This is a genomic window from Paenibacillus sp. FSL K6-1330 (assembly GCF_037976825.1).
Lineage (GTDB): Bacteria > Bacillota > Bacilli > Paenibacillales > Paenibacillaceae > Paenibacillus_AQ.
Map to the genome: position 1 here is coordinate 6,382,501 of NZ_CP150269.1, position 22,168 is coordinate 6,404,668.

Genomic DNA, 22,168 nt, shown 5'->3' on the forward strand with positions numbered 1-22,168 from the left:
CATACACGACAACAATATTAACCTCAAAATCATAAACAAGTAATCCTTGCTGCCTTTTGTCCGAATTACGGTATGCTATCGCCCCTACAGCTTCCTCATCAACCGTATTTCCATAATAAAAAGAAAAGTTGGTTAATTCCACGTTTCCCTCCATACATTCCTTGGCGAATTTCAGCCATTTCAGTTATAATGTAATTCTACATGTCCATGTAAGTTCCTTCTTTTAGGAGATAAGATCTTATGAAGACGATAAACGAAAATACAAGATTTCATTTCTCGGTTCACGTTATTTCATAAACAACTATTTGAATGACAGGAGTTTTCGAGCCATGATCTTTAAAAACGCAAAAATCAACGCCTTCCGCACTTGGGGATTGCTGCTGACGATGCTGGGTATGGGCCTTATGGTGCTTGGTACAGCCGGAATCGTATTCTTCGGCCAAGCAGGCAAAATATTTGCCGGAATCGGATTGGTGTTTGGCCTGATTATGATGCTGGGGAGTCTCGGCATTTACTTCTGGGCAGGTATGTTATCCACGAGTGCCGTCCAAATTCAGTGCCCGGAATGCAATAAATTGACCAAGATGTTGGGAAAAACCGACCGCTGCATGTTCTGCCATACGATTTTGACACTGGATCCAGGTCAGGCCAACATCACAGCAGAAGAGCTTGAAGCCCAGCAAACCAAATCCTAAAGGGATTTGCAGAACCTGCATATTCAATAGGATTCGCAACTCGTAAGACGATTAAACACAAAGAACCCGGTTATCCTCGCGATAACCGGGTTCTTTATTATGATATGAAGATAAGTTCTGTTCATCCTTAATCATGTATCGTCTTCAGAACATGCCAGGTTTCCGGAATGGCAAAGCTTCGATTCCACGAAGCAACGCCGCCGAGCTTCAGCTTTTTGGCCATATTCACTCGGGACTGGAGAGAAGTGCCGTCCTCCATCCATATTTTCTTGATGGATTCTCCCTCTGTGAATTGAACATAGTTCTGCCCTGTACTGGCATCAAGTGTACCTTTCACTTTTTGTTCCTTAAGCAGGGTCTGCAGCTTCTCCATTCCAATCGCTTTCGAGGATACCTTCGTCTCTCCCGCTTCGCTTGTTTCCGTCCACACCCGTGTATATAACGGTACGCCCAACACCAGCTTGGACGACGGTACCGCGTCCTCCTCCATGATTCGCCTTACCGACTGCTCGGCCCATGGCAGCGAAGATACGGATCCCGCTTTCGGACTCGCGGCCCAATGCTCGTCATAAGCCATCACCATCATGTAATCAACCGTCTCTCCGAGTCGCTTCCGATCGAGAAAGAGCGACCACATCTCGCTGTTCGATTTTGGCGTAACATCAATAGAAACGATCAGCCCTCTGGCTTTGGCCAGCGGCTTCATTTCCCTCACGAACTGAACGACATGATCTTTATCCTTGGTGTGGACATTTTCAAAGTCGATATTGATTCCGTCGAGTTTATATTGCTTGGCATAAGACAGCATCTGCTTGATAATATGTGATCTTCTATCAAAAGTAGACAGCGCCTCGGTTGTCATATCAGGATCGAAGCTGTTGTCCATCAGACCCCATACCTCCATGTTCCTGTTATGGGCCCAGCTTACATACTGCTTATCAGCTTTGGATTTGACCGTGCCCTCACTATCCACAATGTTGAACCAGGTCGGACTGACCACGTTGACACCGGGCAGTTCGCCAATGCGATCCGTGCTGGGATTTTTGGTATAAACAGCTTCCCATGCCAGATTGACTGACTTATCCTTCCATTCCAGCTCTGCCCGCGAAGGAGTCTGTGCAAGCAGCGGAAGTTCCTTCACGTCCCCAAGTTTAATCTGCTCTTTAAGAGCATATCCCGTATACCCGTTATCTGCCTGGACGAATAACCATCCCTCTTCTTCACGCCATACGCGAAGCCGCTCACCGGCCGGCATGTCCAGTACAATCGGAGACCTTTTCTCCCCGCTCTCGCGCAGAGCCACGGTGTCCTCAGGGTTACCGGGTGCTGCCTCGGCAAGCTGAATCGAATCCCCCGCACGCATCAGAATGATGGCGCCTGTCGCCTTGTCCTCGTGAATGGCCACACCATAATGCTGTTTGAGCGGCTTAATCGGAACATAGGCAATGCCGTCAATCAGCTTAGGTGCGTAGGGAATAGTGACCGCCTTGCCGTTCAGCTCACCCTTCGTGCTGTCCATCTTCATGCGGAATACCGATTCCGAAGTCGTTACAATGACGGATTCCGTTTTCTGCTCATAACGGATGTTGGCATCCACGCTCTCCTGAATCACCGTTATCGGCAGCAGCAGCTCTTCCCCGGAGCCCTGTGCAGGCTGTTCCTTCAGTTCCCCCTGAACAAAAATCGGCTTGTCCATTCCACGCCAGTCCGGCACGGTATAGGTCTGGTTCGGAAATAATGTAGTAACAACCCACCAGACCCCGGCCGCAATCAACAACAACCCCAGAAAGAAAGAGCTTCCTCTCGTACGCCGCTTCTTTCCCCGATATCTTCTTCTTGCCAACCTACTCCCCCATTTCACTCTTGCTCATGACTAATCCCTTGATACAGAATAACGCCCTTAAAAATAAAAACGTGTGGAATGGTTCATTCCGCACGTTCATTTATAATAACCGGCGTCTATTGGCAGGACTTGCAGAGCCCATACAGCTCCATTCGTAGTCCCTTTACTTCAAACCCGGTGCTTTTCTCAGCTTGTATTCCAACATCTTCAAGGGACGGATAGCTGAAATCTTCGATTTTACCGCAACTCTGACATATAACATGATGATGATCCGATACGTTGGCGTCAAAACGACTCGAGTTATCCCCATACGTCAGCTCACGCACCATGCCGGCTTCAATAAACATTTTTAAATTGTTGTATACTGTGGCTACGCTCATACTAGGAAAATTAGGCTCCAGAGCCCGATAAATATCATCCGCTGTCGGATGGCCCATAGATTCCACCAGATACGTTAAAATCGCATGACGTTGCGGCGTGATGCGGACACCGGTCGTTTTCAGTTGTTCCAGCGCATGCTGTACGGACGTTCCCATGGTTGCCCACCGCCTTCAAGTTTAACTGGTTTTTACAAAACCTATACCGTTCTTAGACTTCATTGTACGGCGTTTCTTGGATTGTTGTCAATCCGGCAGAGGCGTCCAGCCCCCGCTGTTCCGGCCTTCCTCCTGCTCCGGATAGCTTCGGTAGATGTTCAGATTACTGTTTCCCTCAATACGAATGGAATGTTCGCCTGTACCGGATCCACCGGAGATGGTTTTCTGTTCGATCAAGAGATTGGGCAGCGTCGTCAGAATTCTGCCGTAGCTAATCGTCCCTTCTAGCTTGTAATCGCCCTCGAGCGGAATGTGAAGATTCATCTCGCCAACCGCACTGTATACATTCCAATCGCCACCAATGCGGGATGAACGTATAGCCACTCCACCATTGAGAGATTCAGCGTTTAATTGCGACTCTGCCCCGCTGATCAGAATATTGCCGTTCCTCGTCTGAGCCCGGATAAGATCGGTCGTTCGCTTTACCGTCATATTTCCTACTTGCGTGGTTAAATCCGTTTCGCCCGTAATGTCGACGGCCAGCATATTCCCGCGATTAGTGGACATTTTAATATTACCGGTAACGCCGCGCGCCGTAATTTCGCCATTTAAGGTCTTGCCCGTAACATTTCCGTATATCCGATCCATCGTAATTGGCCCACTACCGCTCTCCAGCAAAATATTCTCAATCGCTTCCACCCGGTTTAAGGTAATCGCTCCGTTCATCGTTCGTATCTCAAAATTGAATCGTCGATCATCCGGAACCGCGATGTTCAAGTTCATACGGGGCTGCCGCTTACCCGATTCTCCATAGGTCTTCCCCTTGGAACGAATCGTGATCGTCTTGCCTTCCCCCACTTCGATCGTCGACTGCTCGGCGATCGCTTCAGCTAAACCGGGCTGCTCATGATCGACCCATACTTCCGTCTCCACCTTGATATCGTCGACATCCTGCCGTGTGATGGAGATATCCCCGTTTAAGTGATCAACGATGACTTTCTCGGTTTCAAGCTCCACTGGAATCTCCAATGTGGACTTCTGGAACCGGTTATCTTCAGCTTCGCTGTAATCCACTCCCGCTGCCGTCAAGTTCAGGCTCACCCGGTTCCAGAGATGGAGAAAATGCTCCTGCTGGGAAATGACGAATACGGAGGCCGTAACAGCCACTGCCAGCAAAATCCCCCTCATGTCCGGCCGAAACCGAAATTCTTTGCCTTTGCCTAAGAGACGCGATAGCGTGTACCTGACTAAATATTCAACGCCGAGCAGGATAAATAACAGCGGCCACCAACGCTGGAGCGTAAATATATAATCCGTGCCTCTCCACTCGTCCAGCAGCAATAAAACGCCTGTACATACAAGCAGCAAAGCGGCTGTATATCGTCCCACTCTAATTTTATGTTTCATCCGTCTCCTCCCTCATCTGTTGGGCAGCTATCACCGTACACTGTGTGCATTATAGGAACTTGCCATTGTCTCTTCGGTGCCGGAGAGCTTCCCGGATGCCTGCCCATATCCCGATAACGATCAGCATGATGGCAGAGGCTTCCGCACCATAGTCGCGTATTCCTGTCTGCAGCCAAGGCGGCTTCTGATGAAACAAAATAAGCAGGGTCCCGGTAACAACCAACATGATGCCAAAAGCGATTCCCCGTTCACCCCGAAACGGATGGTTCCGTTCTCTTCCGTCCTCGGAAGCAGCGGCTACCTCACCACGTTTTTTCCGGGAAATAATATATTCTGCTGCCTGCAGCACGTCATACACGTTATAGAAATACCCTACCGGAATCAGAAGACCCAGGACGACAAGCAGCGGTACATTGATCTGCATACCGATGGAAGAGAAATATAAAAGCGCCGATATATCCAGCAGCAGCAACATAATAAATGTGATCCCCTTGCGATACATACCGAGGTATAAATGACCCAGGCCCGGAATGAGAGCGGCTAATAGAAGTGCATATAATTTCCGCTTTTTTCGCTGCAGCCCCGGGTGGCGCTTAACCTGGACCTGATGCCGTTTCTTCTTGCTGACTTCGGTTTGTGGTTCGGGTGTTGGATTCATAACCTTCTCGCCTCCTTCCAAACATCCTGGGACAGGCGTTGTTTTACGATGTTTTTCTTTGATAGTACCCCAACGAGGAGCCGAAGTAACTGGCAAAAAACTGGATAGACTGTCCGCAGAAGGCCGGCAAGCCCGCAAAAAAACGGCACCGCCGGTGGTTCAGCAGTTGCCGTTTGTTATGGTTCATTCCATATCCTATTCAGCCGTTACCATCGTTACATGACCGACTCCCCGTAATTGCCGGGTAATCTCCATCGGTTCGAATTTGCGATCGGTCAAGACGTGCAGCGAAATTTCGAGCCCTAATACCGCAGGCTGCAGCTCCCCGTATGCCACACTGCTTCGTTCGTTAACGATAAGCTTCTTGATCACGAATTCCTGTTCCTCCAGAACAGCGGATATGTCCTCCAAAATATTCGGCGTATTCGCTGCATGGACAGTGATGAGATGGAGTTTGCTGCCGCGGATGTAACGCTGCTCCAGCTTATTGAAGACAACCAGATTAAGAAGAATTAGTACGGTCGATACAATCGAGGCAAAGTAAAATCCAGCCCCGACCGCCAACCCCACGGCTCCCACAACCCAGATGGACGCAGCAGTGGTTAATCCGGTAATGGATTTACCCGTAAACAGAATGGTACCGGCACCCAAGAAGCCAATCCCTGTAATGACGGCCGTTGCCAAGCGCGCAGGGTCAATCCGAACGTTTATCTCGTCTACAAAATCGGAAAAACCGTAAATGGATAACAGCATAATAAGAGTAGAACCCAAGCATACCAATATATGCGTGCGCAATCCTGCAGCATGGTTGGAACGTTCCCGTTCAAAACCGATCAAGCCGCCAAGCAGCATAGCCAGCAGCAATCTTAATAAAATGGATACATTATCTATCACCCAAGGATTATTCAAAAGAACGATACTCCCCTCACGTCGCCTTCAATCGCTTATGCTATATCATTCATTGTATATGAAGATGGAACTCGGTCAATTCCACGCCCGGAGCAACCTCAAAAGCGTGATTCTTTACAAATCCGAATTTCTCATACAACGTTACCGCAGGCGTATTGCGCGTCCCTGTTGAGACCACGAACAATGGCGCTTCCTTGTAGGATTCCAACACATGTCGAATTAAAGTCCCCGCGATCCCTTTGCGAAAATGACCGGGATGGACCATCATCCGTGATATGGTGACCTGCTCCTGTTCCGGCTCTACCGCAATAGCTCCAATAAGGTCGCCTTCTTCATTTGTATAACCAAAAAAAGTTTCCCCGCTCGTACGGATCGTATCGAAAGTATCCTGCAGTGGGGGGATTTCGGAAAATCCGATTAATTCAGCTTCCAAAGGGTACGCCATGTGCTGCAGACTCCATATCTGCTGGACGGTATCCCTATCCTCCAAAGACAATGCTTTTATCATATATTCATCCCCTAACCAAGTTATTATTTCTGATATCTTAAAAAGGAACTTGCCCCTAAATACGGGACAAGCTCCCATTATCTAAATACATTTCGGGAACATGACGGATGAACGTTGATTATCCGTTCAGCACCTCAACCAGTAGTTTGTTGGCCAGCGCAGGATTAGCTTTTCCCTTGCTCTCTTTCATCACTTGACCAACCAGGAAGCCGATTGCTTTCTGTTTACCTGCCTTGTAGTCCTCTACGGATTGCGGATTGTTTGCAACCACCTGCTCGACAATACGCTTGATCGCACCTTCATCGCTGATTTGGACGAGGCCCTTCTCCTCAACGATTTGTGCAGGCAGCTTGCCGCTCTCCAGCATCTCTTTGAAGACGGTTTTGGCGATTTTGCTGCTGATGGTTCCCTTCTCGATCAATCCGATCATCTCGCCCAGGCCTTGGCCCGTGATCTTCACTTCAGACAGCTCCAGATTGTTCGAGTTCAAATAACCCAGCAAATCTCCCATGATCCAGTTCGATATGGATTTGGCATCCTTCGTATAGTTCAAGCTGTCCTCGAAGAAGTCGGCGAGCAGCTTGGACGACGTGATGACCGCAGCATCATACTCCGGCAATCCATACTCCGAAGCATAACGTGCCTTACGGGCATCCGGAAGCTCCGGAATCGTCGCACGAATCGCTTCTTTCCATTCCTCGCTAATATGCACCGATACCAGATCCGGGTCCGGGAAATAACGGTAGTCGTGCGCCTGCTCCTTCCCGCGCATGGAGAAGGTTTTTGCCTGTGCTTCGTCCCAGCGGCGGGTTTCCTGTACGATCACGCCGCCCTCATCAAGAATTTCCGTTTGCCGGTACTGCTCATATTCCAAACCGCGCTGTACGCCGCGGAAGGAGTTCATATTCTTCAGCTCGGCCTTGGTGCCGAATTCTTCCTGTCCCCATGGACGAAGGCTGATGTTGGCGTCGCAGCGAAGCGAACCCTCCTCCATCTTCACGTCGGAGACGTCGCAGTATTGCATAATCGCACGTATTTTCTCCAGATAAGCCTTGGCTTCCTCCGGCGTTGAGATCTCAGGTTCGGACACGATCTCAACAAGAGGCGTGCCTACGCGGTTAAAGTCAACCAGCGATGCATATCCGCCATCCACGTGCGTGAGTTTACCGGCATCTTCCTCCAGATGAAGCCGGGTGATCCCGATTCGCTTCGTCTTTCCGTCCACCTCAATATCGATCCAGCCGTTTTCACCGATCGGCTGATCGTACTGGGAAATCTGGTATGCTTTCGGAGAATCCGGGTAGAAATAGTTCTTGCGGTCAAATTTGCTGATATCGCCGATGGTGCAGTTCAGCGCCATGGCAGCCTTGATAGCATATTCCACAGCCTGGCGGTTTAATACGGGCAGGACGCCGGGATGGCCAAGACAGATGGGACATGTATGTGTGTTCGGCGGGGCTCCAAACGCAGTGGAGCAGCCGCAAAATATTTTGGAATTCGTATGCAGCTCTACGTGCACTTCCAATCCGATAACCGTTTCATATTTTGATGTAGACATCGATTGTTTCCCTCCTTCTCTGCCGCCGGTTTACAGTTCAGGGCGCCGTTTATGGTGTTCAGTATTTTGCTCGTAGGCATGCGCGACGCGCAGTACGGTCGACTCATCAAAGGCTTTGCCGATAATTTGCATGCCAACGGGTAGTCCGTCCGCAAATCCGCAAGGAACACTCACTGCCGGCACACCTGCCAAGCTGACAGGAATCGTCAGGATATCATTCAAATACATCGTCAGCGGATCGTCCACCTGAGCTCCCAGCTTAAAAGCCGTAGTCGGAGCTGTCGGTCCGATGATGACATCATATTGCTCGAATACTTTATCGAAGTCCTGCTTGATGAGCGTACGGGCTTTTTGTGCCTTCAAATAATAGGCATCGTAATAGCCCGAGCTCAGCGCATAGGTTCCCAGCATGATGCGGCGTTTCACCTCATCGCCGAAGCCTTGGCTGCGGGACTCATGATACAGGTCGATCAGGCTGCCTGCATTGTCGGAACGAACGCCATAGCGTACGCCGTCAAAGCGGGCCAGGTTCGAAGAAGCCTCCGAAGAAGCGAGCAAATAATATGTTGCTACCGCATAGTCGGTATGTGGCAGGGAAACTTCGTCCCAGGTAGCGCCCATTGCTTCGAGCACCTTCAGTGCGTTCAGGACGGTTTCCTTCACTTCAGCGTCAACACCCTCGCCCAGGTATTCCTTAGGCACGGCAATGCGAAGACCCGTAACGTCTCCGGATAACGCACTCAGATAGTCGGGCACGTCCACTTTGGCGGATGTCGAATCCATGGGGTCATAACCGGCAATGGCTTGCAGGACATACGCCGAATCTTCCACATTTTTCGTCAAAGGTCCGATCTGATCCAGCGATGATGCAAAGGCAACAAGGCCGAACCGGGATACGAGGCCATAGGTTGGTTTCAGTCCCACGACACCGCAATAAGAGGCAGGCTGCCTGATGGAACCGCCTGTATCCGACCCCAGCGAAAAGTATGCTTCACCTGCAGCTACAGCCGCAGCCGAGCCGCCGCTAGATCCACCGGGCACCCGATCTAAATCCCATGGGTTACGCACCGGGTAGAAGCTGGAGTTCTCATTGGAGCCTCCCATTGCAAATTCATCCATGTTCAGCTTACCGATTGTCACCGTATCCGCTGCACGCAATTTACCGACAACCGTCGCATCATAAACCGGTGTGAAATTGGACAAAAACTGACTTGCGCATGTAGTGCGAAGTCCTTCTGTCACGATATTATCCTTGATTCCGACAGGAAGCCCGAACAACAGACCGCGCGTCCCCTCTGAAGCCAGCTTCTCATCCAAAGCCTTGGCGGATGAACGAGCACCTTCTTCGTCCAAAGTAATAAATGCCTTCACCCGATCCTCACGTTCGGAAATACGAGTAAAAGCTTGGTCAACCAGATCGGTTACGGAAAGCTCCTTATTCTGCAGCTTATTATGTATCTCCGTTAACTTATAATCAAACAGACTCAAGTGTGTATCCTCCCTTCAGGCTATTCCAAAACAGCAGGTACTTTAATTTGATCGTCTTCTTCATCGGGTGCGTTAAGCAGCACTTTCTCGATGGGCAAGCTCTCGCGTACTTCGTCTTCCCGCATGACATTGCTGAGGTGCAGCACGTGCGTAGTCGGCTCAACGCCGTCTGTATCCAATTCGTTTAATTTCTCGGCATATTGTAAAATCGCATTCAGTTGGCCGGTAAACATCTGCTCTTCTTCAGGCGTCAAATTCAAACGGGCCAGCTTTGCTACATGCTGAACATCCTTATCGGTAATGCTCATGGCTTTACATCCTCCTTCATGCCCCTATCCAGTTAAAGGGGTAAAGTCTGTCACGACAACTTTTCTCATTATATTGTAGAAGCATGCAAGATTCAATCCAAACAGCTTGAAGCTTGCCGCTTCGAAGTCACTTTTCCATTCCATCAAAAAAGAGTCGGCCTCAGCCGACTCTTCTAAATCCAAGCACGAAGATTCACTTGTTTGATGAAATCCGCCTGGGATATTGCTTCCTTGGTCTCTTCTTCCTCTTCAACACTTTCCAACTCGCCGTTCATCACTTGATGAAACAGCTTCTCATTATATGTCGACAGGGCGAAATCGATGAGCGCTTCCCGCTCGACCCGCTCGGCTTCCTGCTTCAACACGATTGATTCCAGCTCTACATCATCTGCCGGAACAAAAAAATTACGGTTGAGGCTCGGAATCCGAATGACGTAATCGAACGCATTGTCCGGATTTCGGTCATAAGCGATGATATAACCGTATTGACCGATTGGAAGATTCTGCTCAAAGGCGTCCGCAACGATTGTAATCTTTTCCCCTAAACGCAGCATCGTCTACCTCCTGAGTTGTCTATCCTTTTTTAAGAGATAAGAAAATATAAACTTCAGAGGTTTATCATCCTTATCTCGCAAGAAAAACTTCCGCTAAATACGGTCTCTCTTCTGATAACGTACGTCGATAGACGTTTTTCTTGTCTTCATAGTCTACTAAAAAAAGATAGAGATGTCCATGTGATTCAGATAAAACCTGAATCTCCCATGGAAACTAGGATTGCGGGGATAATGGACTCCTTCTGAGCAGCTTGGCGGCAACGATAATCGACACCACCATAATCAGCATGGCAACGAGTATCGGTAACCACGCGCTGCTCCCTATACCAAGGATTCGCTCCGCGGCCATGCTGCTTAACCGGCCCGGGCTCCATAGAACGCGGGAGGGCAGCAAACCGGATAAGAGCGAAAGTACTCCGGCAACGGCCAAGCTGATGAAGGCCGCAGCTGGCCCGCGAAGGAAGGCGCCGAGCGGCAGTACAAGCGTTACGATCCAGGCCAGCCATACCGCATATAAACCTCCGCCGCTGGTAACCGCTCCCCATTCCAAAGGACCGATGAGCTGATACGTGTAATAAGCAGCACCGCCAAGCCCAAGCGCAAAAGAAACGACCATCAACGTCATCATGGCAGCCCATTTGGCAGACATCATGGGAATCGTGGATACCGAGCGGGCGAGAACAAGCTCAGCCGTGCCGGTGGCCCGCTCCCCTGCTACCGTGTTCATTCCGGCCAGCACAAGCACCAGCAGGCCGATGGTGCTGAATTGGCTCAAGGTTGATGCCATCACGCTCTCAGCGGACGGGACAGTAAATAATGCCGCTGCCTCCGGGGGCAACTCCCCGGCCATGGTAAGAATCTCCGGCAAATAATAAGTGGATACCGGCTGCATAATGCCAAGAAGCAGAAAGACCGCGGGGACCCAAATCCATTTATAGGTCCGACCTGCCTCGAGCATTTCTTTTTGATAATAAATCCAGAACGGCTTCATGAGCCCACCACCTTCATAAACATATCCTCGAGCGAAGACGTGCCCGCTTCAAAACGAAGCAGCTCGATTCCGTCATCGGCAAGCTCCTTGATTAACGCAGCACGCGCAACATCCATATCCGTCACCAACAGCTTGGCGCCTCGTTTGCCGAGCTCGATCTCATGCACATAAGGACGGCTCGCAAGACTGTCGAGCCAAGCAACCTCCCGCTCCCCCGGTTCAACCTCAATCGATAGGACCGGCTGGCGGTATTTCGTGCGAAGTTCACTAAGGGCGCCTTTCTCCGCAATTTCCCCGTCTACCATCAGTACCATGTCATCACAAATTTCCTCCGCATCGTGAAGCACATGGGTAGAGAACAGAACGGTGACTTCCCCGCGCAAGCGATCCAAAAGGTCCATTACCTCACGGCGTCCGATCGGATCAAGCGCCGATACCGGCTCGTCCAGCATAATCAGCTCGGGCTCATGCACAAGTGCCTGAGCAATGCCAAGCCGCTGCTTCATTCCGCCGGAGTAACCGGATATTCGGCGTTTAGCCGCCTGCTGCAGGCCTACCATTTCGATGACTTCCCGACTTCGCTTACTAGCCTCTCGTCCGGATAATCCCGACAGCTTGGCGCTGAAAGACAAGTACTCGATGCCCGACATCCAGCTATAAAACTTGGGGTACTGAGGCAAGTAACCAATACGGTTACGCCAACCGCTCGTTTGCGTATCGGCCGATCCGTATCGGATCTCCCCCCGGGTTGGAGGAATTAATCCAGCCAACATCCGCAGTGTGGTTGTTTTGCCGGCACCATTAGGACCAAGCAGGGCGGTGCAGCTTCCACGCTGCAATTCAAATGAGATGCCCTTGACCGGCGTGATGCTTCCTATGCTTTTGGTCAATTCATGAATGCTTAAAAGCTTCTCTATCAAACTTCTCGCCTCCCCGCAACGAAATAAGCAACGCTACCAATCAGGTTGCCCAGCAGTATAATGAGCACCCACATCCATCTCGGCCCACGTATGCTTGCTGGCTCTGCCCTAAACAGAGATACAAGTCCTGTCACCGCGAGAATCACTTGCAGTGCAAGAATCGGCCAGATCAATCCCCAAATCATATCCATTCTTAATCCCCCTAATTTTCCATATATAATGTAAGAACTTAAGACTAGTGGTCGTCTTCGTCTTTACGAATGACAAAAATCCAGTAAAAAAGCAGCGGCAGCGGCATTGTCGTAGACCCCCATATCCCCCAGAACCAGGCCATCTTGCCAAGCCCCCGTTTCCTGGCATCCAGGAAAAGCCATGTCCCTTGGATCAGCACAAGCACAACGGCAAGGATGATCACTCCCAGCGGGCTCTCGTTAACTTCATTCATCAGATTCCCTTCTTTCCGGCAGATCTCAGACTCTTGGAAAATACAAGAACGGAAATCCCGGCAACCATGCCGAACCCGTGAATAAACAGTAGGATCATCGGCGCCGCCAAGGCAGCCATCAATCCGCCACCAACGATAAAGATTGCAATCAGAAGAAAGAGTATCAACTCGTATTTCATCCGGCGCCGGCGCCGCTCCAAGGTATGAACGGCCAACTTGTGCATTCCTTCCAGAGAGGGCGACGGCACGTCCTCAAACAATTCATCTACTCTTTTCAACTCTTGAGTCAATCCTTCAATCCAAGCATCATCCTCATGCTCAGGCCCTTTGACCATCATCACCCATCTCCTTTCGCAGCTGCTTGATACCGTAGGCTGTTCGTGATTTTACCGTTCCCTCGGGAATGCCAAGCATGGTTCCGATTTCATCATAGCTGTAACCGTAATAATGCTTCAGCAGTATGGCAATCCGGTGATCTTCGGATAAGCGCGATAATCCATCCAGCATGTCTGTCCAATCTTCTCCCCGCCGCTCCATCTGCCAGCGCATCCGCCTTGCCGACTGAAGCGCCTCCTGCTCCAGCCATTTCTTCTCCCGCTTCCTTCGCCGGGTACTATCGATGAACAATCGAGTAGCAATGGTTATCATCCATGAGGAAAAAGATGACGTTCCGTTGTAGCGGTTCATATTCTCCATGCATCGAACAATGGTATCCTGTGCAGTATCTTCTGCAACCATCGGGTCCATCGTTACCTTAAGCAAATATTTATAAAGAAAGGAATAATGCTGCTTGAATAATAGCGCCATAGCCGCTGCATCTCCTAATTGCGCTTGTCGTATCAAACCCTCTTCATCAGGGATCATGATGAAATCATCACCTTCTTTCGCATTCCACCGTAATACGATTACCGACAGCTAATCGTTCAAATGGATATTTATATTTATCGTATACCGAATGATATTATTTATTTAAATTCAATCATGTCGGCAAGAAATTCATCGATATCTGTAAAAAAACTCAAAAAAAAGCAGCCGGTAAATAACCGGCCGCCCTCCCCAATAGAAAGAACACATTCACTTCATGATGAGGGTGTCATGTTCGTATGTCGATCTATTGATTAAATCTTATAACCTGCAGCCGATGATGCCATGGCTGCTGCGCTATCCCTTCATCCTTCACCAGCCTGTCCCAGACAACCGAGGATATTTCCGTCTGGGTCTGCCGGCGGGACTCCGATTGTCGATCAATCGCTTCGCCTCTTGTAGCCCTTCCGTTCAACAGCGATAGATGATCTTTCCTCACTGGCGCTTCCCCCTAATTACGTCCATGCCAAAAAACTCCCCATAAAATAAAAGAACGCAAACCGGGATAAATTCCACAGTCTGCGTGCTTCGCAAGGGTAACATTTAATTAACCGTATTGTATCAATGTTGTCTATGTTTGTCCAGACAAAAATTCCCGATTTATGTCGGAAGCTATCTTATCGGCTGGCAGGGACGTAAGGATTCCGCTGTTTTTCATAGCCAATGGTTGTCCGGGGACCATGGCCGGAGTACACAACGACTTCATCCGGGAAGCTGTACAGCGTATTTTGAATGGAATCAAACAAATCACGTTCACGACCTCCAGGAAGGTCCGTTCGCCCAACGCCTAGACGGAACAGCACATCGCCGGAAAACAGATCATTTCCACATTTGAAGCTCACACTTCCCGGTGAATGGCCCGGTGTATGAAAGACGCTGAAGGTATGTCCGATTAGCTGCAGCTCAAGTCCGTCCGCCAAATCGTACTCAGCCGGCTCGGTGGACAGCGGTTCCGTTACCTGTGGCCACATCATCGAGCCGTTAAGCTTCGGGTTGGACAGCCATTCACTCTCCAGGGTGTGCAGGTAAACAGGACAACCCTTTAGCTTACGGATTTCCTCGACACCGGCCATATGATCAAAATGCGCATGGGTCAGCAGGATCGCTTCAATTTCCAAATCGGCTATTCGCTTCAGCAGCGGCCCCGGGTTCATGCCAGGGTCGATGATGACTGCTTTGCCTTCTACAGGCCCTGTCAGTAAATACGCATTCGTCTGAAGCGGTCCTAAATTAAAAGTCTCAATATGAAGTGTCATGATTAGAACCCTGACATAAGTTCACGCAATTCCTTGATGATGGCAGCGTGAAACTCATACCCTTCCCCGTAGGCTTGAATAATGCTTTGTCGTGTGACTGCAAGGTTGTCCTGATAGTCCGGTGCTTCACGATCCGGATTGTTCTGCTTAAACTCAATCATAAACTTCTGCACATGCGCCGGGCGCGGTCCCCATGTACCGAGAACATGCCCTCCGGTATCTGAAATGATAACAATCGGAATGGAACGACCACCCATGGTCAAGAACTGATCCATGACATCCAGATTCTCTTCCATAATCAGCACTTCGGTCTCAATCCCGGCAGTCTCCATCGCCCGGAATACGACAGGCATATTGCGTGCAACATCACCGCACCAGTCCGCTGCCAGAATGAGGACCCGCAGGTCATCCCGGAAATTCAGACTTTCGAAGAACGCTTTATCCTCTTCATTCTCCCAGACAAACTGTTCATATCCTGCCTTGAACGTCTCCTGGTTCTTCTGCATGCCGTCCATAAATTGCTGTGGAGATATGCCTGTCCCCAAATGATTTGCCATATTCATGCTCATTCGTTATTTCGACCTCGCCTTCGATGATTTTATCCATTTTATCAAAAAATAAAGAATCATGACGGCCAATGCCCCCAGCAGAATTTCCTGCACGTATGGCCCTGCTTTCTCGTCAATATGCTCCCATTGATCACCCAGAAGCAATCCGAGGTATAAGAATAATGCCGTCCATGGAATAACAGCTAGTGTGGTCAGCAGCGTAAACCTTCCCACATGCATCTTGGATATGCCTGCCGGTATGGAAATCGCATGCCGTACCACCGGTACAAACCGTGCCGTAAATATAACGCCAGTGCCGTACTTGCTAAACCACTCCTCGGCGTAATCGATATGCTTCTTCTTAATCAATATGTACTTCCCGTACTTCTCTAAGAAGGGCCTGCCTCCATAACGGCCGATCCAATAAATAAACAACTGTGCGAGCACGCCGCCAGCGGTACCGAAGAGCATGGCTCCGAGAAAATGAACCTCACCCAAAGACACCAGATAACCGCCATAGGCGAGTACGATCTCGCTTGGGATGACCTCCACCATTAATCCGAGCATGATTCCGAAATAACCCAGCTGTTGGATCCATTCAAACAACCGGGCTACAACCTCGTAAAAGAATTCCACGCTTGTCCCCCGCTTTCCTCCTGCGCTGATTTCTAGTACTAGCCTATTCTAACACAGCCCGGGACATGCCTACTACTGCGCCCAATTATAGACGGCACAGTGACTTTCGCCCGTTTCGGGACATATGGTGAAGCAAAGGAGTGAGTCACGCATGCATTCTCCCCATGCCAAACAACCGGGCAGCAAGCCCCCCTCCCCGCGCGGGATACGGCGGGCCTGCAGCAAAGAATTATACCGCACGACCAAACGTCTCAAGCTGTACCTTCCTCCGGAAGCCTTGAAGCAAGGTGAAGAATTGTATTACCGGAAGGTTATCGGTAATTTGATCTGGATCCACGAAAACCACAGCAACAAGAAACTTTTGTGCGACTGGTGGGAAAAGGAAGTCTGCGGCGAACTGGCCGGGCTGTGGGAGGTTCCTGAACGTCAGTTGGCCTCGGCCTTCCGGGATGCCTTCGGCGGATAACGCTGCTCTTCCTTGTTTCGTTACCTGCTGTGAAATGGACAGTACGGCATGATTCGCGCTAGCGTCGGGCCGAGATATCTGCTTTCATGGGCTGCCTTGCCGCATGCTTTTCGTGTTCCCCATTCAGCATTTTTTCCAAACGGTTGGCCTGCCGCGCTGCAAGCATAGACAGATCGAATTCCCGGTCATTTCGATGATCATCCATCTCACGAAAATCGACCGCAAGGGCACGATAGCGCATCAGGATATCCATACCGGCCCGGGCTGCTTCAACCGATCTGGCGGGATCTCCTCCCGTCCGGTGCCAATCTGCGAGGGCAGCCAGCTTCAGCACGGCTCGGGTTTGTTTGACATCATTGAACCGATCCCGATCGATGGCCGCTATATACCAGGCTGTCGCTTCTTCCGATTCACCTCTGAGCGAGTAAGCCTCTGCCAGCTTCCAGCTCAGCCCCGGGTGATTCGGTGCATACACCAAACTTCGCTTCAGCAGCGGGATTCGCTGGCTTGGGGGAAGCCAATCCGCCAGGCTCAGTGCCGCCTCCGTGTTGGCAAGGTTCCACCTTAACGAGGATTGGAGGAGCGCGATCTGCCGTCCGGGCGGTTCCGATGCGGCCCATCGCTCTTTGACCTCGCTGATGCCCAGCGCGGCAGCGAGAAGAACCCAGCATACGAGCAGAACGATCGCTGTAACCCTGAGCAATGGCAGCAACGGCCGATTTCCCCGGTTCCCTTCATAAACGGCTAGCAGCTGCTTCCCTATTTTGAAGGGTTTGCGTCTTTGAGCTGCGATAGGTCCATTCTGCACTTCCCGACCAGAAGAGGCCGCAGCGAAGCCCATTACTGTAAGCCACAACAGCAGCAGCCATACCAGCCCAAAGCTCCAGTCAAAGTCCACCGCCGCGTGTCCGATCAGCACGAAAGCAGCGGGCATGAGTCGGGAGTTCACAGCAATGAGCCCCGCAACGATAAAGCTAACCAGAACAAGGACAAGCAGCAACCCGATCAGGCCCGCATTCAGCAGGATATCCATGTATCCGCTGTGCACCTCGGCACCCACGTAGGGCTGGGACTGAATGGCAAGGTAGGATTGCCGCCACGTCTCCCCTCCCCGTCCCAGCCACAGCGACGACCGGGCCAGCTGCCATGCGTCGCTGTACATGAGGCGGCGCGCGCTCAGCGTTGCCGCGCCGCCCAGAGTCCGATCCTGCACCTGATGCAGGATCACCGCTCCGGCTGCGGCAGCCAGCAGCGCCGCAGCCCCCAGGGTCCCTGGCGCGGCATACCGCCGCCACGGGTCCCCGCTGTGCCGCCAGCGGCACAGCAGCAGGCCGGCGAGGACGCCGCCGGCCCAAAGCCCGGCCAGCCATAGCAGGCCGGGCAGCACGGCTGGCGCCAGCTTGGCCTCAGCCAGCTGGCGGTACAGCAGCGCCGCGCTCTCCAATGGCGCGGCGGCAGCCACCAGGAGCGGCGCGAAAGCACGCCGCTCCTGGGCGAATCCGGCCGCGCACGCGAGGGCGGCCGCGAGCCAGGCGCCGCGCGACTCCGTCAGGAGCAGCGCGGCGGTGTAGGGCAGCAGCGGCAGCAGGGCAGCCGCTGCGCGGAGCGTGCCCGTCCGGGTCCGCAGGACGGACGGCAGCGCGAACAGCCGCTCCAGCAGGAAGGCGGCCATCACGGCCCCGAACACGTTCGGGTACTGAAGCAGGCCACCAAGCCTCGCGCCCGTCGCGCTGATGTCCGCATCCGCCGTATGATAGATCCCATACGGCAGCTCCAAAAGCCCATATACGGCAAGCAAAGCACTGCCGCACAGCACAGCACCCATCAGATGCCAACCCGCCTGCATCATACGTAAGCCATCACCTGCACGGCATATACGCCAGGCGACAGCTGCAAAGGAGCCGTAGCTTCCCCACAGGATGATCTCTTTCATCGTGCCTTCCAGAGAGAGTGGTCGCCCGATTGCATGAAGCACATACATGAGAATCATTCCGCAGATGCACCCAAGCACCACTCGCAAACCTTTATCCAAATTAACCAATCCAGGCATCATGCCAATGCCATGAATCTCCTGACCTTGGATTCCACCATGCCGTTTAGTTCCCATCATAAGCAGCAGAAGCACTCCAAAACAGGCTCCGACCCCATAGATATCTCCATCAAAAAACATTCCGCTCCGGATACCTGCCACCAAGACAAGTGCAATCAGCATCATCCCGCAATTACGATGTAGGGTCTTCCTTGCCATGAACCAACGCCCCCGTTCCCATGCATAACCATTCAACCTCGGCTGCTCCTTACACGGCATCCGTCCTTCTGGCCAAACCAGCTATTAGCCATTGTGGACAAGGACTTACGACGTTATTCTTTGAAGCAGCGTCTGTGATCTCATCGGGCTATAAGGCCGCTTGATCCCCTGGATTAAGGCTTCGAATGCCATCGCTTAGATGTTCCCCCGCAGAATCGGAATCACCGGCAATCGGGGTAAAGATATCTGCTCGATGCCAAACTTTCTTGCGATATCTGGAAGTCCAAGCTTCGAAGTTTATACGTTCTGATCTCTAAAAAAAGCGATGAAAGTGCAGTTGCACTTTCATCGCTTTTCCGGGATCAACATGATGTGATTTTACGTTTCCGGCAGCAAGTCCTTGCACGCCCGCTCAAGATATGGCGAGGCGCTTAAAAAATCGCGGAACGCGGTATATTCCTGCCACAGCTTATCCCGATCTCCGGCAGAACCGCTAACCGCACGGATCAATATGTTTTTCGGTGTATGTTCCATATCAATAAACTCCAGCAGCTGCGTCTTGTAGCCCATCAGATCGAGGAGCTTGGCTCGAATGGCGTCCGTGGCAAGCGCTGAGAATCGTTCCTTCAGAATACCGTGGGACAGCAGCGGCTCCATAACAGGGCTTTGGACTTGAGAGAACAGCTCATGCTGGCAGCAAGGCACCGACAGAATAACCGAAGCACCCCAACGGACCGCTTTTTCCAGCGCAGCATCTGTTGCTGTATCACATGCATGCAGCGTGACCACCATATCCACCTGCTCCAGCTCGTCATATTCCGCAATGTCACCGACAAGAAACTGCAACTGGGTGTAGTTCAGTTTTTTCGCCAGCATACTGCAGTGTTCGATGACATCCGCCTTGAGATCCAATCCGACAATATTCAGCTTTCTGTGCGCGGTTACCGCCAAATAGTGATATAAAGCGAAGGTCAGATAGGATTTGCCGCAGCCAAAATCAACGATCGTCAGTGGACGGTCCTCCGGCAGGTGGGGAAGCACGTCCTCAACCATCTCCAAAAACCGGTTGATCTGTTTGAACTTATCGTACCGGCGAGCAAATACTTTGCCGTCCTCACTCATGATGCCGAGCTCCACCAGAAACGGAACGGGCTCTCCCTCTTCAAGGATGTACGTCTTTTTCCGGTTATGAGACAAATCCGTCTTGGTCTTGGAGGCGGATTTGGTCAGAATCGAAACCTTGTATTTCTTCGAGATCAGTACCTGATAATCTGCTTCCGGCGTATACATCATCGCTTGCCGGAATACATTCTCAAACATGTCAACCAGCACCGCCTCCGCCTCATCCGCTGGCACGTTCTGATGGGTGACTTTGGTTCCGGAATAATAGGCGAACTGGTAGTGCAGCTTATTCTTGAGCTCTACAGGCTTAACCGTTACTTTGCTGTAAGTCATGCCTTCCCGCTTGCGAAGCTGGCTTAGCGTAGCCGTGATCAACGAGCCTTCTTCCATGATGTTATGAATCAATTTTCTTAATGCATCCAAAAGGCACATCTCGCTTTCTTTATGTGATAGACAGGTTAATCCCGCTTAGGTAAACGACTTGTCACCGTTTACCGCTGTATGTGGAAAACGACGGTTAAGCTCATCCATTCCTTCGTGGACTTCCTCCAGCGGAAGCCCGCCCTTCGCCAAATCCTCGGGCAGCTTCAGCTGCAATCTTTGATAGAACTGTACGGCTTCACTATATTCCATCTTGCCGTTATCCAGCAGTTGGTAAAGGGTGTTCTCCGCTTCCGCGTACATCCCCTGCTGCTCCGTATATGCATAGTAATCCCGCATCGCCGTCTCAGGCAATGCGTATGACCTTAAACGTTCTCTCACCATACCGATCCGTTCCGTCAACCCGATCAGTTTGAGATCCGCTCCTTGCAGGGCTGACTTCAAATATAGCTGAAAAACCTTGGTATAGAGCATAACAGCCTCTTCTTCACGCTCCAGGTCAAGCAGCAGGGATGCTTCCTCTTCCATAAGCCTGACGGCGCTTTGCAGCTTGTCCGCTTCCAAATAACCATGAATCCGAAATAACTGTTCAATATCGGCAGCGGACAATGAGCGAAGCAGATCCGAATTCAACCGGAACTGCCGTTTGAAGAGCTCATCCAGCTCCCATAGGGCTTCTGTGTGCTTGCGCTCCTGCTTCAGCGAAAACACCTTGGCAATCATCTGTGTCATATCCTCAATTAGCCGCACGAGATAATCCCTGCGAAACATTCGCCCACCCCCAACCTGCATCCATGACAAATGCAGTGTATTCTGATCTTGCCGGGTCCAGATCCCAACCGGATCACGATTAAATTGTAGGCTATCCGGGGCCAGAATTCCAGTAGCCGGCCCTCCCCCCCATTCTCGGCTCTATTTCAACGGCCGGACAAGCAAACGACGGAGAGTACGCTGGGCACAAAAATAAAACGGATATCCCGCAAGGGGGTATCCGTTCATTATAAACTATCGAAAGACTCTCATGCGTTTATTCATGCTCAAGCCGTCCCAAGAAAGAAGTGATGACTTCGCCGAGCTTCTCCGGCGTCTCCATCATACTCATATGTCCTGCGCCCTCGATTATGATTGGGGTCACGTTGTCATGATCTGTCGTAAAGGTACGCTCTGCCGGAATCAATCCGTCTTTCTCCCCGGCTACCAGCAGAATAGGCAGAATGGACGCCGAGAGCACATCGCGTCGGTCCGGACGCTCACGCATCGCCAGCGCCGCTCCGATCGCTCCCTGAGGTGGCGTTAGATAACCTATCTCCTTCGCGCGCTGAATACATTCCGGCTTGGTATCCTTCGTATCCGGAGCGAATAAGCCGGGCACCAATCCGTCAACAAAAGCCGTAATGCCCTCCCCTTGGATGGTGCTGACCGCCTTCACCCGCTTCTCCTTCGCTTCGTCCGAATCCGGGTAGCCTGTAGAATGAATCAGGCCGAAGGCGTTCAAACGAGAAGCGTAACGCTGGGCGAAGGAGAGCGTGATGTATCCTCCGAGGGAATGACCGAGTAATGTTGCCTTCGGGATGTCGAGCTCATCCATCAATAGCAGCACATCGTCTGCCATCTGTTCAATGGTATACGATCCCATCGGTGCATCAGACCGCCCGTGACCACGGAGATCCGGTACAATGACTCTGAAGCCTTGAAGAAATGGCAGGACCTGTTCCCAGTAGGCGGAGCTTCCGCAGAAACCGTGAAGCAGAATGACTGGCTCACCTTGTCCCTGATCAACATAACAAATCGTGCTGCCGTTGCATTGTACTTTTTCCATAGCGATAC

General features: G+C 51.3%; 27 protein-coding genes (1 of these 27 cut by a window edge). 2 read left to right on the top strand and 25 right to left on the bottom strand.

Annotation, left to right across the window (positions count from 1 at the left end):
* Positions 1 to 142, bottom strand: partial view of a nucleotidyltransferase-like protein gene (locus NYE54_RS29270; protein ID WP_339268039.1) — the 5' portion only. 737 nt of this gene lie to the left of the window's left edge; only the first 142 of its 879 coding nucleotides appear in the window; it begins with the start codon at positions 140 to 142; its stop codon lies beyond the left edge, outside the window.
* A 187-nt stretch (positions 143 to 329) separates the two neighbouring features.
* Between NYE54_RS29270 and NYE54_RS29275 the strand changes: the two genes are divergently transcribed.
* A complete protein-coding gene (locus NYE54_RS29275; protein WP_076325456.1) occupies positions 330 to 695 on the top strand; it encodes a YgzB family protein in 366 nt (121 codons plus the stop codon).
* A gap of 127 nt (positions 696 to 822) precedes the next feature.
* Here the strand turns inward: NYE54_RS29275 and NYE54_RS29280 are convergent, their stop codons facing one another.
* The 20 genes from NYE54_RS29280 to NYE54_RS29375 all read right to left on the bottom strand — a co-directional run bounded on the left by NYE54_RS29280 (position 823) and on the right by NYE54_RS29375 (position 16,124).
* The gene (locus NYE54_RS29280) at positions 823 to 2,538 is read right to left on the bottom strand and encodes a glycosyl hydrolase family 18 protein (RefSeq protein WP_339268041.1); all 1,716 of its coding nucleotides are present in this window, start codon (positions 2,536 to 2,538) and stop codon (positions 823 to 825) included.
* A gap of 116 nt (positions 2,539 to 2,654) precedes the next feature.
* Positions 2,655 to 3,074 carry a peroxide-responsive transcriptional repressor PerR gene (gene perR / locus NYE54_RS29285; protein WP_071219580.1) on the bottom strand — a complete coding sequence of 140 codons (420 nt, stop codon included), beginning with the start codon at positions 3,072 to 3,074 and terminating at the stop codon, positions 2,655 to 2,657.
* A gap of 87 nt (positions 3,075 to 3,161) precedes the next feature.
* Entirely contained in the window at positions 3,162 to 4,481 is a 1,320-nt protein-coding gene (locus NYE54_RS29290) for a DUF4097 family beta strand repeat-containing protein (RefSeq protein WP_339268043.1), read from the bottom strand.
* Between the two features lie 49 nt (positions 4,482 to 4,530).
* Positions 4,531 to 5,139, bottom strand: coding sequence for a hypothetical protein (locus NYE54_RS29295; protein WP_339268044.1), 609 nt, complete (start codon positions 5,137 to 5,139; stop codon positions 4,531 to 4,533).
* A 195-nt stretch (positions 5,140 to 5,334) separates the two neighbouring features.
* Entirely contained in the window at positions 5,335 to 6,048 is a 714-nt protein-coding gene (locus NYE54_RS29300) for an MgtC/SapB family protein (protein ID WP_076325452.1), read from the bottom strand.
* Positions 6,049 to 6,097: 49 nt separating this feature from the next.
* Positions 6,098 to 6,556: a GNAT family N-acetyltransferase gene (locus NYE54_RS29305; protein ID WP_339268045.1), complete on the bottom strand. Its 459-nt coding sequence runs from the start codon at positions 6,554 to 6,556 to the stop codon at positions 6,098 to 6,100.
* 118 nt (positions 6,557 to 6,674) lie between these two features.
* Positions 6,675 to 8,114: an Asp-tRNA(Asn)/Glu-tRNA(Gln) amidotransferase subunit GatB gene (gatB, locus tag NYE54_RS29310; protein WP_339268048.1), complete on the bottom strand. Its 1,440-nt coding sequence runs from the start codon at positions 8,112 to 8,114 to the stop codon at positions 6,675 to 6,677.
* Between the two features lie 30 nt (positions 8,115 to 8,144).
* Positions 8,145 to 9,602 (bottom strand): Asp-tRNA(Asn)/Glu-tRNA(Gln) amidotransferase subunit GatA, encoded by a 1,458-nt coding sequence (gene gatA, locus NYE54_RS29315; protein WP_339268050.1) that lies wholly within the window; start codon positions 9,600 to 9,602, stop codon positions 8,145 to 8,147.
* A gap of 20 nt (positions 9,603 to 9,622) precedes the next feature.
* Positions 9,623 to 9,910 carry an Asp-tRNA(Asn)/Glu-tRNA(Gln) amidotransferase subunit GatC gene (gatC, locus tag NYE54_RS29320; protein WP_009594109.1) on the bottom strand — a complete coding sequence of 96 codons (288 nt, stop codon included), beginning with the start codon at positions 9,908 to 9,910 and terminating at the stop codon, positions 9,623 to 9,625.
* A gap of 173 nt (positions 9,911 to 10,083) precedes the next feature.
* Positions 10,084 to 10,464, bottom strand: coding sequence for an ATPase (locus NYE54_RS29325; RefSeq protein ID WP_071219588.1), 381 nt, complete (start codon positions 10,462 to 10,464; stop codon positions 10,084 to 10,086).
* Positions 10,465 to 10,678: 214 nt separating this feature from the next.
* Entirely contained in the window at positions 10,679 to 11,455 is a 777-nt protein-coding gene (locus tag NYE54_RS29330) for a hypothetical protein (protein ID WP_339268052.1), read from the bottom strand.
* Positions 11,452 to 12,375 (bottom strand): ABC transporter ATP-binding protein, encoded by a 924-nt coding sequence (locus NYE54_RS29335; protein WP_339268054.1) that lies wholly within the window; start codon positions 12,373 to 12,375, stop codon positions 11,452 to 11,454. Before NYE54_RS29335 ends, NYE54_RS29330 begins: the two co-directional genes overlap by 4 nt.
* Positions 12,372 to 12,566 (bottom strand): PLDc N-terminal domain-containing protein, encoded by a 195-nt coding sequence (locus tag NYE54_RS29340; protein WP_339268056.1) that lies wholly within the window; start codon positions 12,564 to 12,566, stop codon positions 12,372 to 12,374. Before NYE54_RS29340 ends, NYE54_RS29335 begins: the two co-directional genes overlap by 4 nt.
* A gap of 44 nt (positions 12,567 to 12,610) precedes the next feature.
* Positions 12,611 to 12,820, bottom strand: coding sequence for a hypothetical protein (locus NYE54_RS29345; protein WP_076325445.1), 210 nt, complete (start codon positions 12,818 to 12,820; stop codon positions 12,611 to 12,613).
* The gene (locus NYE54_RS29350) at positions 12,820 to 13,158 is read right to left on the bottom strand and encodes a YxlC family protein (protein ID WP_339268058.1); all 339 of its coding nucleotides are present in this window, start codon (positions 13,156 to 13,158) and stop codon (positions 12,820 to 12,822) included. The genes NYE54_RS29345 and NYE54_RS29350 overlap by 1 nt, the downstream gene beginning before the upstream one ends.
* Positions 13,139 to 13,684, bottom strand: a complete 546-nt coding sequence (sigY, locus tag NYE54_RS29355) for an RNA polymerase sigma factor SigY (protein WP_076325443.1) — start codon at positions 13,682 to 13,684, stop codon at positions 13,139 to 13,141. The genes NYE54_RS29350 and sigY overlap by 20 nt, the downstream gene beginning before the upstream one ends.
* A gap of 247 nt (positions 13,685 to 13,931) precedes the next feature.
* Entirely contained in the window at positions 13,932 to 14,123 is a 192-nt protein-coding gene (locus NYE54_RS29360) for a hypothetical protein (protein WP_076325442.1), read from the bottom strand.
* Positions 14,124 to 14,301: 178 nt separating this feature from the next.
* Complete coding sequence (locus NYE54_RS29365; RefSeq protein ID WP_339268060.1) at positions 14,302 to 14,940, bottom strand: MBL fold metallo-hydrolase; 639 nt, start codon at positions 14,938 to 14,940, stop codon at positions 14,302 to 14,304.
* 2 nt (positions 14,941 to 14,942) lie between these two features.
* The gene (locus NYE54_RS29370; protein WP_339268062.1) at positions 14,943 to 15,509 is read right to left on the bottom strand and encodes a thioredoxin family protein; all 567 of its coding nucleotides are present in this window, start codon (positions 15,507 to 15,509) and stop codon (positions 14,943 to 14,945) included.
* A 3-nt stretch (positions 15,510 to 15,512) separates the two neighbouring features.
* The gene (locus NYE54_RS29375) at positions 15,513 to 16,124 is read right to left on the bottom strand and encodes a DedA family protein (protein ID WP_076325439.1); all 612 of its coding nucleotides are present in this window, start codon (positions 16,122 to 16,124) and stop codon (positions 15,513 to 15,515) included.
* A 151-nt stretch (positions 16,125 to 16,275) separates the two neighbouring features.
* On the opposite strand from NYE54_RS29375, the gene NYE54_RS29380 reads away from it, so the two are divergent.
* Positions 16,276 to 16,590, top strand: coding sequence for a hypothetical protein (locus NYE54_RS29380; protein WP_076325438.1), 315 nt, complete (start codon positions 16,276 to 16,278; stop codon positions 16,588 to 16,590).
* Between the two features lie 58 nt (positions 16,591 to 16,648).
* Here NYE54_RS29380 and NYE54_RS29385 read toward each other — a convergent pair whose 3' ends face one another.
* The 4 genes from NYE54_RS29385 to NYE54_RS29400 form a co-directional block, all read right to left on the bottom strand.
* Positions 16,649 to 18,838 (bottom strand): O-antigen ligase family protein, encoded by a 2,190-nt coding sequence (locus NYE54_RS29385; RefSeq protein WP_339268064.1) that lies wholly within the window; start codon positions 18,836 to 18,838, stop codon positions 16,649 to 16,651.
* Positions 18,839 to 19,216: 378 nt separating this feature from the next.
* Positions 19,217 to 20,392 (bottom strand): SAM-dependent methyltransferase, encoded by a 1,176-nt coding sequence (locus NYE54_RS29390; RefSeq protein ID WP_339268066.1) that lies wholly within the window; start codon positions 20,390 to 20,392, stop codon positions 19,217 to 19,219.
* A 36-nt stretch (positions 20,393 to 20,428) separates the two neighbouring features.
* Positions 20,429 to 21,112: a DUF6483 family protein gene (locus NYE54_RS29395; protein WP_339268067.1), complete on the bottom strand. Its 684-nt coding sequence runs from the start codon at positions 21,110 to 21,112 to the stop codon at positions 20,429 to 20,431.
* A gap of 256 nt (positions 21,113 to 21,368) precedes the next feature.
* On the bottom strand, positions 21,369 to 22,160 hold the full coding sequence (locus tag NYE54_RS29400) for an alpha/beta hydrolase (RefSeq protein WP_339268068.1): 792 nt from the start codon (positions 22,158 to 22,160) through the stop codon (positions 21,369 to 21,371).
* Positions 22,161 to 22,168: the final 8 nt, after the last annotated feature.

Bases quoted from the DNA above. Each gene is read 5' to 3' on its own strand.
- NYE54_RS29345 (WP_076325445.1), bottom strand. From the start codon at position 12,820: ATGAATGAAGTTAACGAGAGCCCGCTGGGAGTGATCATCCTTGCCGTT.
- NYE54_RS29275 (WP_076325456.1), top strand. From the start codon at position 330: ATGATCTTTAAAAACGCAAAAATCAACGCCTTCCGCACTTGGGGATTG.
- NYE54_RS29385 (WP_339268064.1), bottom strand. From the start codon at position 18,838: ATGGCAAGGAAGACCCTACATCGTAATTGCGGGATGATGCTGATTGCA.
- NYE54_RS29330 (WP_339268052.1), bottom strand. From the start codon at position 11,455: ATGAAGCCGTTCTGGATTTATTATCAAAAAGAAATGCTCGAGGCAGGT.
- NYE54_RS29325 (WP_071219588.1), bottom strand. From the start codon at position 10,464: ATGCTGCGTTTAGGGGAAAAGATTACAATCGTTGCGGACGCCTTTGAG.
- NYE54_RS29390 (WP_339268066.1), bottom strand. From the start codon at position 20,392: ATGTGCCTTTTGGATGCATTAAGAAAATTGATTCATAACATCATGGAA.
- NYE54_RS29400 (WP_339268068.1), bottom strand. From the start codon at position 22,160: ATGGAAAAAGTACAATGCAACGGCAGCACGATTTGTTATGTTGATCAG.
- NYE54_RS29305 (WP_339268045.1), bottom strand. From the start codon at position 6,556: ATGATAAAAGCATTGTCTTTGGAGGATAGGGATACCGTCCAGCAGATA.
- sigY (WP_076325443.1), bottom strand. From the start codon at position 13,684: ATGATCCCTGATGAAGAGGGTTTGATACGACAAGCGCAATTAGGAGAT.
- perR (WP_071219580.1), bottom strand. From the start codon at position 3,074: ATGGGAACGTCCGTACAGCATGCGCTGGAACAACTGAAAACGACCGGT.
- NYE54_RS29395 (WP_339268067.1), bottom strand. From the start codon at position 21,112: ATGTTTCGCAGGGATTATCTCGTGCGGCTAATTGAGGATATGACACAG.
- NYE54_RS29365 (WP_339268060.1), bottom strand. From the start codon at position 14,940: ATGACACTTCATATTGAGACTTTTAATTTAGGACCGCTTCAGACGAAT.
- NYE54_RS29370 (WP_339268062.1), bottom strand. From the start codon at position 15,509: ATGAGCATGAATATGGCAAATCATTTGGGGACAGGCATATCTCCACAG.
- NYE54_RS29290 (WP_339268043.1), bottom strand. From the start codon at position 4,481: ATGAAACATAAAATTAGAGTGGGACGATATACAGCCGCTTTGCTGCTT.
- NYE54_RS29295 (WP_339268044.1), bottom strand. From the start codon at position 5,139: ATGAATCCAACACCCGAACCACAAACCGAAGTCAGCAAGAAGAAACGG.
- gatC (WP_009594109.1), bottom strand. From the start codon at position 9,910: ATGAGCATTACCGATAAGGATGTTCAGCATGTAGCAAAGCTGGCCCGT.
- gatB (WP_339268048.1), bottom strand. From the start codon at position 8,114: ATGTCTACATCAAAATATGAAACGGTTATCGGATTGGAAGTGCACGTA.
- NYE54_RS29340 (WP_339268056.1), bottom strand. From the start codon at position 12,566: ATGGATATGATTTGGGGATTGATCTGGCCGATTCTTGCACTGCAAGTG.
- NYE54_RS29380 (WP_076325438.1), top strand. From the start codon at position 16,276: ATGCATTCTCCCCATGCCAAACAACCGGGCAGCAAGCCCCCCTCCCCG.
- NYE54_RS29350 (WP_339268058.1), bottom strand. From the start codon at position 13,158: ATGATGGTCAAAGGGCCTGAGCATGAGGATGATGCTTGGATTGAAGGA.